Source organism: Pantoea sp. MQR6 (assembly GCF_022761075.1).
GTDB classification, from domain to species: domain Bacteria; phylum Pseudomonadota; class Gammaproteobacteria; order Enterobacterales; family Enterobacteriaceae; genus Pantoea; species Pantoea phytostimulans.
The window spans coordinates 482,887-498,130 of record NZ_JAKYXB010000004.1; the positions used below are offsets into that span (position 1 = coordinate 482,887).

Sequence of the window (15,244 nt, forward strand, 5' to 3'; positions counted from 1 at the left end):
CTGAGCGGTTTTATTCTCTTCTGAACAGCGCAATACTGCGGCCTTCGAGATCGAAATCCTTTTCTCGAGTAATAACAATGCCAGGTTTTACGGTATCGGAGGTTGAAAGCTCAAGTACCCAACCGCCTTCGCCAAACTGCGGGATACGGAAGGGTACAACGCCTTCAAATGGATTAAACAGCATTAACACGTCGTGCCAGACGCCTTCCTCGGCCTGAAGATCTGCCCGGCCTAAATAGACGCCGAGCGTGGTTCCTTCGTCCCATTGCTCAGGCAACTGGAATCCACCGCCCGCATTAAACCACTTGATATCCATGCCATCGCGCCAGTTTTCGCGACGTAGTAGTGGCTGTTCCGCACGAAGTTTGATCGCCTGACGAGTAAAATTGCGCAGCGCTTCCGCAGATTCCGGCAGATTATCCCAATGCACCCAAGAGATTTCGCTGTCCTGACAATAACCGTTGTTGTTGCCCATCTGACTGCGACCAAACTCATCGCCAGCCAATAACATTGGCGTGCCATGGGAAAACAGCAGCGTTGCAAGGAAATTGCGTTTCTGACGTTCTCGCACCGCATTGATCGCTTCGTCATCCGTCGGGCCTTCAACGCCGTAGTTATAAGAGCGATTGTCATTATGGCCGTCGTTATTATCTTCGCCGTTGGCTTCGTTGTGCTTGTCGTTATACGAAACCAGATCGTTAAGTGTAAAACCATCATGAGCGGTGATGAAGTTGACGCTGGCCCAAGGTCGGCGTCCACGCTGATCATAAAGATCGCCGGAACCGAGCAAGCGGGTGGCAAAATCTGTCGAGACATTGTTGCCTTTCCAGTATTCACGCACCGTGTCGCGGTACTGGTCGTTCCATTCAGCCCAACCTGGCGGGAAGCTGCCTACCTGATAACCGCCTGGGCCGATATCCCAGGGTTCGCCAATCAACTTCAGTTTGGACAGCACGGGATCCTGCATCATCGCATCGAAGAAGCCGCCGCGCGGGTTAAAGCCTTCCGGCTCACGACCCAGAATGGTGCCGAGATCGAAGCGGAATCCGTCGATATGCATCGATTCTGCCCAATAACGCAGCGAATCCATCACCAGTTTCAGCACCCGAGGATGTGAAATGTTCACGGTATTGCCGGTTCCGGTATCGTTGATGTAATAACGGTGTTGATCGGGCAAGGTGCGGTAATAAGAAAAGTTATCAATCCCTTTGAATGACAGCGTTGGGCCAAGTTCATTGCCTTCAGCCGTATGGTTGTAAACCACGTCAAGAATGACTTCGATGCCTGCATCATGGAAAGCCCGCACCATATCGCGGAATCCCTGAATGCCCCGAGGGCCAAAATAGCGAGAGGCGGGCGCGAAGAAACCGAGCGTGTTATAGCCCCAAAAGTTTTTCAAACCTCTGTCGAGAAGATGCTGATCATCGGGGAAGCCGTGAATGGGCAGCAGCTCAACCGAAGTAACCCCAAGGCTTTTGATGTAGTCGACGGTGGATTTGTGGCTCATACCGTCGTAGGTGCCGCGAAGGTCGGGTGGTATGGCGGAATTGAGCTGGGTAAAACCTTTTACATGGGTTTCATAGATAATGGTTTTGGACCACGGCACGTTTGGGCGGTTTTTGTCTTGCCAGTCAAACTCATTAGGATCGATAACGCGACATTTCGGCATAAAAGGCGCGCTGTCACGCGTATCAAAAGTGAGGTCTTTGTCTTCATGGAGCAGGTCATAAGCGAAGTGCGATTCATCCCACTTAATATCGCCCGCGATCTCACGTGCATACGGGTCAAGTAACAACTTGTTAGGATTGAAACGGTGACCATTTTCCGGGTCAAAAGGGCCATAAACGCGATAACCGTATAACGCACCTGGCTTCAGGCCCGGTATGTAACCATGCCAGACTTCATGGGTAAACTCGGGCAGATCCAGCCTGGCAATCTCCTCTTTACCGCTGGGATCGTAGAGACAAAGCTCAACGCGCTCCGCAGTGGCTGAAAAGAGAGCGAAATTAACGCCTTTACCATCATAATTGGCCCCGAGAAGATGACTATCTCCCGCTAAGATTTGAAAACCATTACTGTTTACCATTCTTCCCTCTCCATCAAATATGCCGATTTTCACGCAATACAGCATGTGTATTTCAATGCGATCACTCGCTCACGAGTACGACAGGAGACAATATTCGACTGTTTCCTGGTTGATGCGGTAGGTCAGAACTCTCTCTTCTCTACGATGAACTAAACGCTGGCGTCGGTCAGCGAACCGCCTGGACAGTTATGGGTTCGGGTCATGCGAACGTAAAACTTGTTTACCGGTATGTTGTTGCCGGGGTGGACCGGCGCGGCTCTGGTAGCCTAAAGGTGGCATATCCTCGGGGTGAGGATGAGGCGATTTTAGGGTGCCTCGACCACAAGCAGCATACGTAGAAAAATCATAGACTATTCCGCAAAAGTTGTTTGCCTGCGGTGAAAAATGCGCAAAAACGGCGCTGAAAAAGATGTCAATTTCAGCGCCGTTGAGTTGGCTTAACGCAGCGTACCGTCTGACGTTTCAGCCGGGACTTTTACCTGTTCTAAAGCGATGGGAATACTTTTGTAAGCGGGAATGCCACTCTGCGTATCGTGACTGTCTAACGGCACCAATACGTTTGCTTCTGGATAGTAAGCTCCGACAGAACCCGGCGCCATATCGATCACCACTATGGTCAAATTGGCCATTTTCCGCGAGGTTGGTTTACCTTCAGGATCCAGGGCCACGATGTTGACCTGATCGCCGACGCGCAGTTGACGTTTTTCTGCTTCATCGGCATTGATAAACAGCACATCACGCCGCCCAGTTACGCCGCGATAGCGGTCATTGAGACCATATAAAGTGGTGTTGTATTGGTCGTGGCTGCGCAGCGTGGTGAGCACCAGGTCGTGGCAGTGGAGTGAACGGGGATCTTCGTTTATTCCCTGCATCACCTTGAACTGTGCCTTTCCTGAAGGTGTGTTCCAGACGCGCTCCGATGCCGTGTTACGCAGGCGGAATCCGCCGGGTTTTTTTACCCGCTCATTGAAGTTTTCAAATGCAGGAAACACCGCTTCGATGGCATCACGGATAAAGCTGTAATCGCCAATCATTTTTTTCCAGTCAACCACGCTATTCGGCAAGGTTGCCATCGCCAGTTCTCCTACCAGCGCCGGTTCAGATTTGAGCAGTGGAGAGGCGGGTTTCAGCGAGCCGCGTGAGGCGTGCACCATCGACATCGAATCTTCTACCGTCACGCTCTGCGCGCCAGAGGCTTGTATGTCGGTTTCAGTGCGGCCAATCACCGGCAACAGATAATTGTGTTTGCCCAGCAGCAGGTGTGAGCGATTAAGTTTCGTTGCCATGTGCACCACTAAATCCAGTTTGCGCATGGCGGGAAAAGTCACTTGTGGATCAGAAATCGCTTCAGCCAGATTCCCCCCCAAACAAAGCAGGGCTTTGGTATGTCCATCACGCATCGCCTGAATCGCCGCCACGGCGCCGTGGCCATGCTCCTGTGGTGGCTTAAAGCCAAAAACCTTTTCAATGCTGTCGAGCAGCGATTGCGGAGGAATTTCAGTGATACCCACGGTGCGATCACCCTGCACATTGGAGTGACCCCGTAACGGGCAAATACCTGCGCCTTTTTTTCCTATGTTGCCACGAAGCAGCAGCAGGTTAGCGATTTGCTGCACATTTTGAGTGCCATATTGATGCTGGGTGATCCCCATGCCGTAACAGATGATAGTGCGTTCAGCATTGGCGTAGAGCCGCGCAATGTGTTGAATCTCTTCGCGCTCCATACCGGAAACTTTAAGGATGTGATCCCAGTTTGTGGCATCTAAATCCGCTTTTAGCGCATCAAATCCTTGGGTATGCTCTTCAATAAACGCGCTGTCGATAACACCCGCTTCACCTTTTTCCAGTGCCGCTTCGTGCATGGTCAGCAAGATTTTCATCACACCTTTCAGCATCGCCGCATCGCCGCCTACGCGAACCTTGTAATACGTCGAAGCCAGTTCGGTTGAACTCATAGAGAGCATTTCAATCGGGCTTTGCGGTGAGGTAAAGCGTTCCAGCCCGCGCTCGCGCAAGGGATTGATCGCGACGATGGTCGCACCGCGCTTTGAAACTTCACGTAAGGTACCTAACATGCGCGGATGGTTGGTGCCGGGATTATGACCAATACAGAGCACCAGATCGCAATGATCAAAATCGCTCAGCTCAACGGTGCCTTTGCCGACGCCAATGGATTCAGGCAAGCCAACGCTGGTGGGTTCATGGCACATATTTGAACAATCCGGGAAGTTATTGGTGCCATATTCGCGAGCAAACAGCTGCCAGAGAAAGGCAGCTTCATTTGAAGCGCGCCCAGAGGTATAAAACTCAACGCTGTTGGGATCCTCGTAGCTGCGCAAATGCTCACCAATCTCTTTAAAAGCTGTTTCCCACTCGATGGGCTGATAAGTATCGGACGCCGCATCGTATTTCATTGGATGGGTCAAGCGACCTTCACCTTCCAGCTCAAACGCATTGCGCTCCCACAACTCGCTAACCGTATGGGCAGCAAAAAATTCTGGCGTGGTACGTTTGCTGGTGGCTTCCCATGAAACCGCTTTTGCGCCGTTTTCACAAAATTCAAATGAAGAGGCATGTTGAGGATCGGGCCAGGCGCAGCCGGGGCAATCAAAACCCTGGGGCTGATTGACTTTGAACAACGCAATGACATCTTGCTTCACAGACATCTGACCGCGAATCGCGTCTGCCACTGCTTTTAACGCACCCCATCCGCCAGCTGAACCGCCATAAGGTGCAATGCCGATAGTACGATTTTGCTCTTTCATAATGCTCCGCAGGTCCTGTTTTGTTTTTTTAAGTTTGGTACAAAACGGAGATTTCGTGATGCGCAGCTTAAATTCGAAAGTGGGAATTTTTTACAAAATATTTCGGCTGCCTTGATGAACGGGCAGCAAAACATTCACCTCGTTGAGATACCTGGAGTAACAAACACGAAGTGAAATGCGCAATTAAGAAGAGATTCTTGCCGCGCATAACAGCATGCTTTTCAAATAAATGGGGGCATATGATCCGCGTTGAGAAGGGGTTCAAGCGACATACTGTACAACTCTTCAGCTTTTAGCTTGGCCACTAACGCCGCGCTGCCGCGGCGTTTTTAGTTATGCAGCTTTCATATCAAACGTTTTAATTAAACAGTGATGCCGTACTGCTTCAGGCTTTGCATACTGGTTTGGCCAATCTCAAAGAGATCCCTTTCCCAGGCATGTGGACTCAACCATTCTGGCGTCCAGACACCGTCAAAGCCGGTGGCACGCACCGCATTAAGCCAGCTATGAATATCCACATCGCCTTGGCCGGGTTCGTAGTCGCGTTGCACCCATTCATCCCAGGCTTCGCCTTCGCGTGCGGCGCGGCCATCACAGAAATGAATGCCGTAGATCAGATTCACATCCATCTGCGCCACTTCTTCGGGACGCGTATTGCCGCCCGCATGCAGATGCCAGAAATCTATCACCAAGCCGACATTATCCTTTCCGCAGGACGTGATCATATCCAGACCTTGCTGCAGTGAATTAAAGGGGGTGAAGGCGACGACTTCAATCTGGAATTTGATGCCAAGCGGTTGTCCGATATCGGCAATGGCTGAGATGTTGTCACGAAGAATCGCATTACGTTCCGATTCGGAGAGATGATCAAGTTCATTCAACGCCATTATTTGCACCACCGGACAGCCCAGCTCAACAGCGGCCTGACAGATTTTTTCAGCTTCCTGCAGCAGGGCAGCGCGTTCTTCCGGCTGATGGCGACCGATACGTTTCAACGCGTTGATACAGGTGATCTCTATGCCATATTCCGTCATGAGTTGGCGATATTGTGTATAGCTTCCCCCGTTTTCGAGATAGCGGAACAGATGTTCCGGCAGTAATTCCAGGCCAGTAAATCCGGCATCGCGGGCGATACGTAACTGAGTGACGGCATTGCTGTACCAAACAGAAACACCGTGTAACGACAACTTCATCTCTCCTCCTTAGATTAAGGCTTCAGGTGAGAGCGTCGAATCCGCAATTCTCCCTGTCGCCACTCGCTATCTTCCGCCGCCTGACCGTCGATCAAGCGGTTTATTGCTTCAGCCATTAGCCGATCCAGCCGCTGACTGTAGGTGGTCAGTTGCCAACCCGGCGCAGCCGCTTCATCGATATCGTCAAAGCCCACCACCGCGATTCGGTTATTCGGTGCGGTGTCGCGCTGCGCCTCCATCGCGCCCAGCGCCAAAATATCGTTCTCACAAAACAGCGCTTCAATGCGCTCAGCAACCGGTGTCGCCAGCAGATAGTTCTGCATGGCGCGATAACCTAATTGACGATCGTAATGATCGCTATTCAGCTCAACGTCCAGCGCAAAACTTTGTGCCATCAGCGCATCGCGAAAGCCTTCTTTGCGTTGTAAATGACCATCTTCCGCACCGGGGCCGGACATATAGCCAAATCGCTGATGACCTTGCTCAACCAGCAAGCGCGCGATGAGGCTGCCTGCTTGATAATCATCAGTGTTTACAACATCAATGCCTTGCCTGTTGGTGTTACGGCAGACCTGCACCAGCGGAACTTTATGCATATCTTCAGCTATGGCGATCAGTTCATGCGTTAACGCAGTGCCGAGGAACAAAATGCCATCGACCTGTAACTGATCTGCCAGCGACATCACTGAACGGTAATTTTCGCCGGTGATGTTAAGCACCAAGGCCATATAACCGCGGGTCTGGAGCTGACGCGTTACCTCATCCAGCATCGACATTGAGTGCGGATTTTTTAATTCGTCGATCACGACACCAATGATCTGGGTTCGCTTTTGCGACAAGCTGCGCGCCAACAGGTTAGGGCGATAACCCAGCTCTTTGGCAATGGCCAGCACGCTGTCACGCGCTTTGTCCGAGATTGACGCTCCTGGTGTAAAAGCGCGCGACACGGTCCATTTTGATACGCCCGCTTTGGCGGCAACATCGCTGGCAGTGGCTTTATGTCGTTTAATTGTTGCTTTGGTCATCTGCACGCGTCCAAGAGGTTTAAAGAATTTCCTCAGCATTGAACGCGAAACGCTGCAGAAAATAAACCCTGGCAGACTATCCGATCAAAAAGCGCCGTTTTCCTTAATAAGGTTGCGAGTATGTTTGATATTTGCACCCGATTGCAATTAATTTTGCAATCGGGTGCAAGATGTAGGCATTTTGTGATCAACTCTCGCTATTTGAATGAAAGGTAATTGACTATTTTTTGTGCCTCTTACACATTCATAGGCGACCTCAACGAGAAACCCTGAACAGATGTCGTGCTAGTGAGGGCGTTATTTCCCTTTTTTTGCACCCGGGTGCAAAAATGAATGAGGAATTTAATACGTGTTGTTTAAGGCGTGCAGTATCGCGATTTAAAGCAAGGCGGGCATGAACAGGCGGATGACTACCCAGGCAATGTTTGGCGTAGCGAATCGAATAATAAAATTTACCCTACAGGATTCGATCATGAAAAAGACTCTGTGTTTGTTGATGTGGTTGACCTTAACGTTTGCAGTCAGCGTCCAGGCAAAAACCTACCAGGTTGGGGTGGCATTAGCCAACTTCGATCTCAACTTTGTCTCCATTTTACGGACCCAAATGGTGCATGAGCTCGATATACAAGGATTGAAAGGGCAGTTTTCTGATGCCAAAGGTGATGTCGCGCTGCAAGCACAGCAGGTTGATGATTTTATCAATCAGGGCGTTGACGCCATCATCCTTAATCCGGTCGATACTCAAGGCGTGTTGCCGATGATTAATGCGGCTAAGAAGGCAAATATCCCGCTGGTGTTTGTAAACCGTAAACCTGAAGTGCCATTAAGCGGCGCAATGGCGTATGTCGGTTCCGATTCTGCGGTAAGCGGCAAAATGCAGATTGAAGCGCTGGCAAAAATCATGAACTACCGCGGCAACATCGCCATTCTGATGGGCGCACTCTCAAATGAAGAAGCGCGTGAACGGACTCGTGCGGTTGAAGAAGTCATCGCACAGCATAAAGATATGAAAGTAGTGGAGAAACAAACCGCCAAGTGGCAGCGCAATGAAGCGGTAGATGTGGTGTCGACCTGGTTGTTGAACGGCACGCCGATCAACGCAATTGTGGCAAATAACGATGAAATGGCGATCGGTGCCATCATGGCGCTGAACCAAGCGAAACGAAAAGATGTACTGGTAGCCGGCATTGATGGCACACCGGATGGGCTGCAATTTATCAAGAACGGCGAAATGATCGTGACGGTTTTCCAGGATGCCAAAGGACAAGCTACCGGCGCGGTGAAAGTCACGCATGAAATGCTGGAGAAGCAGAAAACCCAGACCTACAACATGATTCCTTATCAGACTGTGACCAAAGAAAACTATGCGCAGTTTATCCAAACCAAATAATTATCATTTTTTAAACCCTACAAATGCACCCGAGTGCAAAAAAACAAGGAGTCATCATGTTAATCGGTGAAAAACAGATACCGCGTCCTCTGCGTTGGGCAATGATTGGCGGTGGACGGTTGAGCCAGGTGGGTTACAAACATCGTTCGGGTGCGTTACGCGATAATACGGCCTACCAAATGGTCGCCAGCGCGTTTGACGTTGATGCCGCACGCGGGCGGGAGTTTGGTGTCAATCTTGGCATCGCCCCCGAGCGCTGCTACGACAATTATCAGCAATTACTGGCAGAAGAAGCCAAACGCGAAGATGGCATTGAAGTAGTGACCATCGCTACGCCGAATGGCACGCACTATGAAATTGCCCAAGCTGCGTTGAATGCGGGCATTCACGTCATCTGTGAAAAACCGCTGTTCTTTACCACGGTTGAAGCGCAAGCGATCAAAGCGCTGGCTGAGTCGAAAGGCTTGATCGTTGGCGTCACTTACGGGTTCTCTGGTCATCCGCTGTTGATGCAGATGCGCGCCATGATCGCTAAAGGCGAAATTGGTGACGTGCGCATGGTTGAGCTGCAATACACCCACGGATTCAGCGCTAATGACAGCGCCGATAAATTCAGTGATGCACAGAAGTGGCGTGTCGATCCAAAAATCGCTGGGCCTTCTTTCGTGCTGGGTGATATTTCCACTCACACCTTCTACATCTCGCAACTGGTGTTGCCGACGTTGAAGATCAAAAGCCTGCTGTGCGATCGCCAGAGTTTTATCCCTTCGCGCGCGCCGCTGGAGGATAACGCCATGGTGCTGATGCATTACGAAAATGGCGCGGTAGGGCGCATGTGGGCATCGGCGATCAATGCCGGATCGATGGACAGCCAAAGTATTCGCGTTATTGGTTCACACGCCAGCCTTGAGTGGAGCGATTACAACCCCGGCGAGCTGAAGTACGAAGTGCAGGGCAAACCTAATCAGATTCTGCATCACGGTATGCCGTATCTCGATGAAAGCGCGCTGGCGGATGAACGTCTCGGTGCACTGCACACCGAAGGTTTGGCCGAATCTTGGGCCAATATTTATCTGAAATTTGCTCTCGCCATTAACGCAACCCAGCGCGGTGACAGCGAGATTTTAGCAACACTGATCTATCCCGACATCAATGCTGGGATTGAAGGCGTGCGCTGGATCGAAAATTGTGTGCGCTCTGCGGATAACGGCGCCAGTTGGGTTAATTACGAATAAGGAATCATGATGAAACTTGCATTATGTACCGATGTTTTGGCCGATCTCTCTTTTCCAGCCATGCTGGATAAAGTTAAAAGCTACGGAATTTCTGGCGTGGAAATGACCGCTGGTGGCTGGTCATCTTGCCCACACGTAAACACCGAGGAATTGCTGGCCTCCCCGGAAAAACTCAGTCAGTTTCGTGAGGAACTGGCCAGGCGTGATATAGAAATTGTCGCGTTAAACTGTTCGGGCAACCCACTCGCGCCGGGTGAATTGGGTGAGAAGCACACCCAAAGTAGCTATCGCGCAGTTGAGTTGGCAGGAAAGCTGGGCGTAAAGAAAATTGTGATGATGAGTGGCTTGCCGGGCGGTGGACCAGAGGATCGCGTGCCAAACTGGATCACTTCTACCGTTTCCTGGCCCGACTACATGCCTGGCGTTGTTGATTATCAATGGAATGAGGTGGCAATTCCGTGGTGGAAAAAATTTACTCAACACGCAAAGCAGCACGGCGTAGAGAAAATTGCGATTGAAGAGTTCCCGTCTCAACTGGTTTATAACCCATCGACGTTGCTGCGTTTACGTCATGCGGTAGATGAGATCATTGGGATGAACCTTGATCCTTCCCATTTGATTGCGATGGGAGCCGATCCCATCGCAGCGGCACGCAAACTGGAAGGCGCTGTATTCCACGTTCACGGCAAGGATGCGCGTATTGAGCGCGGATTGGCTGATGTCGATGGTTTAATGGAGTATCAGCCCGTAACTGATACTAAAACGCGCACCTGGAATTACGTTGCCGTGGGATGCGGTAAAGATCTTCAATGGTGGAAGGAGTTCTTCTCTGTTCTGAGCATGACCGGTTATGACGATTGGGTCTCTTTAGAAATGGAAGATTTAACCATGTCGGTTGAAGCGGGAATCAGCTCATCCATTGCCGCCTTGAGGCAATGCATCAGCCAGTAATCGCAGGATTTGTGGCTGTAGTTTTTGAGCTATAGCCACAATAGCCATTTAATCAGCATCACCCTGCAGCAAGGATGTTCCGTAGGAATTATCGACAGTGCAACGCCAACAATTATCGCTCTCCTGGCGGAAAACATACGTTGCCCGACGCGTCGTTTCCCGCGTTTTACCTTGATCATCAGGGTATCGAAGCACAGTTTCCATGATAACCAGCGCGGTTCCGCCACCCTCAATCACCTGCATCTCACCCTGTTCTACCACCAGCTGACCTTGAAAATGTTCGGCGATGGCGATAAAGGCTTTCCTGATGCTCTCTTTTCCATGAGCAATCATGCCCGGCTTTATAACTAGCGCGGCGTCTTCCGCGTAATAGGTCATCAGTGAATCAAAATCTTTCGCTGAGATAGCTTTGTCGCATGCTTCAATAATCTGGCGTATCGGGTGAGTATTCACGTGCTGATTTCTCCTTAACGTTAATGACCTGCATTTACCTTAGCATTAACTCGCGGCTTGGCTCACGGCGTCAGTATTGTCCACTTATATGTGACAGTAATTGCCACTTTGCAGTATTGATGCGCAAATAGGTTTACCTGTAATCTCTTTCTATCGAAGCGCAACACAGCTTCACTCATTTAAAACAGAGAGTTAGGGAGCACATCATGATTGAACAACGTCTTTCTGAACAACGCGGATTAGGTGATCACGGTTGGTTGAATTCACGTCACACATTCTCATTTGCTAATTACTGGGACCCTAAACAAGTTGGCTTCTCTGACTTGTTGGTGATTAACGATGATCGCGTAGCAAAAGGCCGCGGTTTTGGTGCTCATCCACACAGCAATATGGAAATCATCTCCTATGTGCTGGAGGGAGCGCTAGAGCATAAAGATTCAATGGGCACCGGTTCGGTGATTGTCCCCGGTGATGTGCAGTTGATGAGTGCAGGCAGTGGCGTAACACACAGTGAATATAACCACTCAAGCACGGAAGGGGTTCATTTCCTGCAAATTTGGGTGGTGCCTTCAGAGAAAAATACGCCGCCTGGGTATCAACAGGTGAGCGTATCGGAAAGTGATAAACGGGGGAACTTGCGTCTTATTGCTTCACCTGAAGGTGTAAACAACGCACTTCGCATTCGCCAGGATATCAACATTTACGCCGGGTTGTTTACGGGTGATGAGCAGCAAACCTTTACGTTGGATGAAGAGCGCTATGCCTATATTCATGTCGTGCGTGGCAATATCATCATTAACGGCGTGCAGTTTAAATCAGGTGATGGTGCCCGCGTTCGTGATGAAAAAGCGCTGACCTTCGCTAACGGTGAAGACGCAGAAGTGCTGTTATTTGATCTGCGGCCGATTGAAGTCAACCAGCCTTCTCGATAAGCGCTGTTGCATCCTATCGCCTCTCTTCCCAACAAAAAAACCGACCTTTTACAGGTCGGTTTTGGCTTAAGGTGTGATGTGGTGTGTTAACTGCACGGCTTAACCACGCAACGGATTAGCGTGCTTTCAGGAAGGTCAGTAAATCTTCGTTTAGTTGATCCTGATGCGTGACAGCAAAACCGTGCGGTGCATTGTCATACACCTTCAACGCCGAACCTTGGATCATCTCAGCCGCGACTTTACCGGTGGTTTCAAAAGGAACGATCTGATCGTTACTGCCATGAATCACTAAAGTGGGAACATCAATTTTCGCCATGTCAGCGCGGAAATCCGTCTCGGAAAATGCCGTTACACAATCCACTGTTCCTTTCAGAGATGCCATCAGCGCGATGTTCAGCGTCTGAGTCAGTACGCCTTCGGAAACAGTCTGGCCCGCATTAGTGCCATAAAAAGGGGCGGCAAAGTCGCTGATAAACTGCGCACGATCTTTAAGCAAACCCTCTTTGATGCCAGCAAATACCGATTTATCCACGCCCTGAGGGTAATCTTCTGCCTGACCAAAAATCGGTGTTACTGCGCCCAGCAGCACCAAACCCGCAACGCGTGCGCTGCCGTAATGGCCGATATAGCGAGTGACATCGCCGCCACCCATGGAGAAGCCGACTAAGGTGACATCTTGTAGATCAAGGCTGGTGATGAGGTCATTAATGTCTGAAGCAAAGGTGTCATAGTCGTAACCGGTCCAGGGTTGATCGGAGCGGCCAAAGCCACGACGGTCAAAGGCAATGGCGCGATAACCACGCTCGGCCAGAAAATTCATCTGGCTGTCCCACATATCCGCATCCAGCGGCCAGCCGTGACTGAACAGCACCGGCTTGCCGGTTCCCCAATCTTTGAAGTAAATCTGTGTGCCGTCTTTTGCTTTGATTGTGCTCATTTTTGTCCCTTACGTTGAATGAATAACAGGAGTAATAGGTGCACCCGTTAGACGGGCGCGACCAGATACCTGACTTCAGGAAGGCTTTCTCCCTGATGGAATGCAAAAACGCGATTCTGAATTTTGCGATCATTCATGGTGTAGCGTTCTTTCTGACGCAAGTGCTCCATCCATGAGCCAACCACGAAGGTTTCGACGAAAATACCGGGCTGCAAAATGTCTTCATACACAGACCAGTTTATTGCGCCGCCACGACGTCGCACCCGGCGCATATCCTGCATACAGACGGTAAAGTCGTGCGCATCGTCTGTTTTGATCAGGTATTCATAACTCACCATCACCGGGCCGCGATCGTGGCGGATATCCAGCGCTGGCACGGTTTCACCATCAGCGATACTGTCCAGATTCAGGTCAGGATCCAGATCTAACCGCCAACGCAGCACGGTGGCGCTAGCCAAAAACATGCCAGCGGTGGCGATTGAAAGTGAAATCGGAATACTGAAATGCGATGCCAGCTGTCCCCAGACAGCGCTGCCGACGGTCATCGAACCAAAGAACACCGTCAGGTATACCGCCAGGGCGCGGGCCTTCACCCATTTTGCCGCACTGCGCTGCGCGCCAAGATTGAGCGTAGAAAGCACCGCAATCCATGCAAATCCTGTGAAGAATTCAAACGCATTCAGCAACCAGAAGTGGCGCACGAACGCCAGTGCCAGCATAGTCACGGCAAACATCAGGCTCGCCAGTACCATCAAACGATCGGGGCTCAAGCTTTTACGCATTCTCGGCAGTAAAACCGCCCCGCAAATGGCGCCCACGCCGATACACGCCAGCATGATGCCGTATCCACCTGGCCCCAAGCCAAGCTCGCGCCGCGCCACCAGCGGTAACAAAGCCCAACCGGCGCTGCCAAAAAGGAAGAAGGCGACGGTCCGCACCAGTACGTTCCGCAATACCGGAGCTGCATGGACATAACGCAGTCCCGCACGTACTGCTGAGAAAAAATGTTCTGGCGGCAGACGCTGCACGCTCGGTTCAGCTTTCCAGCGATAGAGCACCCAAGCCACGCCGAGCACCGAAATGGCGTTGAGCATAAATACCATCCACGGGCCAGCGAAGGAGAGAATCAAACCGCCCAGCGCCGGGCCAATGGCGCGACTGATATTAATGCCCAGCGAGTTCAGCGCGATGGCCGGGCCAAGCTCATCCTTTTTCACCAGGTCAGGCACAATGGCCTGGAACGGTGGTGAACTCATCGCTGCACCCGCACTCAGCAGGAATGCGGCAATCAGCAAAATTAACGGCGTGATGTGGCCGGTAAAAGAGAGGATTGTCAGCCCTGTCGCGGCAATAAACACCCACAGCTGGGAAAACAGCAGGTACTTGCGTCGGTCAATGATGTCAGCCATCACCCCGGACGGCAGTGCAAACAGGAACATCGGCAAGCTGCTGGCGGCCTGAACCAGCGCAACGGACAGCGGATCGGCGCTTAGCGTCAACATCGTCCAGTTCACGCCAACATCGTTCATCCATGAACCAATGTTGGACATCACCGTGGCGATCCACAGCATACGAAAAACGGGCTGACGAAGCGGTTGCCACGGTGAAGGGCTAGCTATAACAGCTTCTTCCGGCAGTTCTGGCGTGACGTCGTTGATGTCATTAACTTGCGCCATGTCGTACCTCCTGATGATGGCCCGCTGCGATACGCCATTTTCCCGGCCCGGTTATGGCTAGCGTGGTAAAAATGATCAGTAGCAGCCAGCCAAACTGACCTTCAGCAATTGACCAGCCAGGATGCACGAACAGCATCGCTACCAGCAAAACGCCTATAATCGGCAGGCAGGCGAGGCGGGTGCCAACACCCAGAATGATAAATATCGGGCAAATCACTTCAGCAAATATGGCCGGGATCAGGCTCATGTAAGGGCCCATGCCAAAGGGATCTTCGATACGCGTCAGCTCTTCACTGAAGTGAAATACCTTGGGAAGCCCGTGCACATGCAGTAACAACAGGCTGCCAGTCAGGCGCAGGAAGAACAGCCCCAGATCAATCCGGGGCGGGATAAAAAGTGCAGATGAGTTTTTCATGATTAAAACGCAAAGCAGCTGCAGCCGAGCGCGCCCCAGAAGGCGTTGTCTCCGGCGACGGGCACGTCAGAGCCGCGCGCGATGTCGTGCGAGTGGCTGTGCACCCCGCACGGACCGCTGCACTGGTGCGGCTGTTGCATCATGCCCACGCGCGTGGCCGCGGTTGGCGGCGCGCTGCGGTAGTGC

The 15,244-nt window shown here is 51.4% G+C and carries 13 protein-coding genes; 4 read left to right on the forward strand and 9 right to left on the reverse strand.

Annotation, left to right across the window (positions count from 1 at the left end; all coding sequences use genetic code 11):
• Positions 1-10 precede the first annotated feature (10 nt).
• From glgX to MUG06_RS17455, 4 genes are all read right to left on the reverse strand, one after another.
• A complete protein-coding gene (gene glgX, locus MUG06_RS17440; RefSeq protein WP_243079410.1) occupies positions 11-2,086 on the reverse strand; it encodes a glycogen debranching protein GlgX in 2,076 nt (691 codons plus the stop codon).
• 437 nt (positions 2,087-2,523) lie between these two features.
• A complete protein-coding gene (locus MUG06_RS17445; RefSeq protein ID WP_243079411.1) occupies positions 2,524-4,851 on the reverse strand; it encodes an FdhF/YdeP family oxidoreductase in 2,328 nt (775 codons plus the stop codon).
• Between the two features lie 362 nt (positions 4,852-5,213).
• A complete protein-coding gene (locus tag MUG06_RS17450) occupies positions 5,214-6,044 on the reverse strand; it encodes a sugar phosphate isomerase/epimerase family protein (protein WP_243079412.1) in 831 nt (276 codons plus the stop codon).
• 14 nt (positions 6,045-6,058) lie between these two features.
• Positions 6,059-7,069 (reverse strand): LacI family DNA-binding transcriptional regulator, encoded by a 1,011-nt coding sequence (locus MUG06_RS17455; protein ID WP_243079413.1) that lies wholly within the window; start codon positions 7,067-7,069, stop codon positions 6,059-6,061.
• 472 nt (positions 7,070-7,541) lie between these two features.
• Between MUG06_RS17455 and MUG06_RS17460 the strand changes: the two genes are divergently transcribed.
• The 3 genes from MUG06_RS17460 to MUG06_RS17470 are packed head-to-tail and all read left to right on the forward strand — an operon-like array spanning position 7,542 to position 10,645.
• Positions 7,542-8,459 (forward strand): substrate-binding domain-containing protein, encoded by a 918-nt coding sequence (locus MUG06_RS17460; RefSeq protein WP_243079414.1) that lies wholly within the window; start codon positions 7,542-7,544, stop codon positions 8,457-8,459.
• Positions 8,460-8,515: 56 nt separating this feature from the next.
• On the forward strand, positions 8,516-9,694 hold the full coding sequence (locus MUG06_RS17465; protein ID WP_243079415.1) for a Gfo/Idh/MocA family oxidoreductase: 1,179 nt from the start codon (positions 8,516-8,518) through the stop codon (positions 9,692-9,694).
• Positions 9,695-9,703: 9 nt separating this feature from the next.
• Positions 9,704-10,645: a sugar phosphate isomerase/epimerase gene (locus MUG06_RS17470; protein WP_243079416.1), complete on the forward strand. Its 942-nt coding sequence runs from the start codon at positions 9,704-9,706 to the stop codon at positions 10,643-10,645.
• Positions 10,646-10,693: 48 nt separating this feature from the next.
• Here the strand turns inward: MUG06_RS17470 and MUG06_RS17475 are convergent, their stop codons facing one another.
• The gene (locus MUG06_RS17475; protein ID WP_243079417.1) at positions 10,694-11,098 is read right to left on the reverse strand and encodes an SgcJ/EcaC family oxidoreductase; all 405 of its coding nucleotides are present in this window, start codon (positions 11,096-11,098) and stop codon (positions 10,694-10,696) included.
• Between the two features lie 206 nt (positions 11,099-11,304).
• Here MUG06_RS17475 and MUG06_RS17480 point away from each other — a divergent pair, with 206 nt between their 5' ends.
• Entirely contained in the window at positions 11,305-12,030 is a 726-nt protein-coding gene (locus MUG06_RS17480; protein ID WP_215848397.1) for a pirin family protein, read from the forward strand.
• Between the two features lie 115 nt (positions 12,031-12,145).
• Here the strand turns inward: MUG06_RS17480 and MUG06_RS17485 are convergent, their stop codons facing one another.
• The 4 genes from MUG06_RS17485 to MUG06_RS17500 form a co-directional block, all read right to left on the reverse strand.
• Complete coding sequence (locus MUG06_RS17485; protein WP_215848396.1) at positions 12,146-12,967, reverse strand: alpha/beta hydrolase; 822 nt, start codon at positions 12,965-12,967, stop codon at positions 12,146-12,148.
• Positions 12,968-13,014: 47 nt separating this feature from the next.
• A complete protein-coding gene (locus tag MUG06_RS17490; RefSeq protein ID WP_243079418.1) occupies positions 13,015-14,643 on the reverse strand; it encodes an MFS transporter in 1,629 nt (542 codons plus the stop codon).
• Positions 14,630-15,058 carry a DoxX family protein gene (locus tag MUG06_RS17495; protein WP_243079419.1) on the reverse strand — a complete coding sequence of 143 codons (429 nt, stop codon included), beginning with the start codon at positions 15,056-15,058 and terminating at the stop codon, positions 14,630-14,632. The genes MUG06_RS17490 and MUG06_RS17495 overlap by 14 nt, the downstream gene beginning before the upstream one ends.
• Before the next feature lie 2 nt (positions 15,059-15,060).
• Positions 15,061-15,244 (reverse strand): hypothetical protein (locus MUG06_RS17500; RefSeq protein WP_243079420.1); only part of this gene is annotated, 184 nt, incomplete at its 5' end.

Bases quoted from the DNA above. Each gene is read 5' to 3' on its own strand.
- MUG06_RS17480 (WP_215848397.1), top strand. From the start codon at position 11,305: ATGATTGAACAACGTCTTTCTGAACAACGCGGATTAGGTGATCACGGT.
- MUG06_RS17465 (WP_243079415.1), top strand. From the start codon at position 8,516: ATGTTAATCGGTGAAAAACAGATACCGCGTCCTCTGCGTTGGGCAATG.
- MUG06_RS17485 (WP_215848396.1), bottom strand. From the start codon at position 12,967: ATGAGCACAATCAAAGCAAAAGACGGCACACAGATTTACTTCAAAGAT.
- MUG06_RS17460 (WP_243079414.1), top strand. From the start codon at position 7,542: ATGAAAAAGACTCTGTGTTTGTTGATGTGGTTGACCTTAACGTTTGCA.
- MUG06_RS17455 (WP_243079413.1), bottom strand. From the start codon at position 7,069: ATGACCAAAGCAACAATTAAACGACATAAAGCCACTGCCAGCGATGTT.
- glgX (WP_243079410.1), bottom strand. From the start codon at position 2,086: ATGGTAAACAGTAATGGTTTTCAAATCTTAGCGGGAGATAGTCATCTT.
- MUG06_RS17450 (WP_243079412.1), bottom strand. From the start codon at position 6,044: ATGAAGTTGTCGTTACACGGTGTTTCTGTTTGGTACAGCAATGCCGTC.
- MUG06_RS17490 (WP_243079418.1), bottom strand. From the start codon at position 14,643: ATGGCGCAAGTTAATGACATCAACGACGTCACGCCAGAACTGCCGGAA.
- MUG06_RS17445 (WP_243079411.1), bottom strand. From the start codon at position 4,851: ATGAAAGAGCAAAATCGTACTATCGGCATTGCACCTTATGGCGGTTCA.
- MUG06_RS17495 (WP_243079419.1), bottom strand. From the start codon at position 15,058: ATGAAAAACTCATCTGCACTTTTTATCCCGCCCCGGATTGATCTGGGG.
- MUG06_RS17470 (WP_243079416.1), top strand. From the start codon at position 9,704: ATGAAACTTGCATTATGTACCGATGTTTTGGCCGATCTCTCTTTTCCA.